Source organism: Pseudomonas sp. FIP_A4 (genome assembly GCF_036701605.1).
In the GTDB taxonomy this organism is placed as follows: domain Bacteria; phylum Pseudomonadota; class Gammaproteobacteria; order Pseudomonadales; family Pseudomonadaceae; genus Stutzerimonas; species Stutzerimonas phenolilytica.
The window spans coordinates 1-477 of the sequence record NZ_JAYDXP010000071.1; the positions used below are offsets into that span (position 1 = coordinate 1).

Below are 477 nucleotides of genomic sequence, written 5' to 3' on the forward strand. Positions count from 1 at the left end.
TTGCGGCATTTGCCCTGTGTAGGCCGGGTCGTGAGGACGCGGTGGGGTGTGGTTGGTGGTGTTCCGAGGGGTGTGGGTTAGAGCAACGGAAAGAGCAAAAGGGCAAAGATTATTGGTCACCCGACTGGGTCGGGTCGCGCTGGCGTGCTTCGCATCAAGCCGGCCGGGGCCGTCTCGACCCTAGCGGGCGCTCATCGCTGACGCGAGGGAGTGGTGGAGATTTTACGTTTCAGATAGCTGCACTTCTTGTACTTCTTCCCCGAGCCGCACAGGCAGCTCTCGTTTCGATTCTGTGTTGGCGCGTCGGCTGCGGGACCAAGAGCAGAAAGCAAGTTGAGAAACTCCAGCTTCTAGAGCGGGCGGCCGAAGCCGGGCATGCGCAGGCAAACTTCTATACCCAATGACGCTGCATCGCCGCCCGCCGCCGCTCGGCATAGTCGTGGAATTGCCCGGCATCGCGACGCAACCCCTCGACCG

At 61.8% G+C, this 477-nt stretch carries 1 protein-coding gene; it reads right to left on the minus strand.

The genetic code is table 11. The features are described 5' to 3' along the window. Nucleotides 1–191: 191 nt before the first annotated feature. Nucleotides 192–332 carry an SEC-C metal-binding domain-containing protein gene (locus U8L64_RS20215; protein ID WP_442965258.1) on the minus strand — a complete coding sequence of 47 codons (141 nt, stop codon included), beginning with the start codon at nt 330–332 and terminating at the stop codon, nt 192–194. Between the last annotated feature and the right edge of the window lie 145 nt (nt 333–477).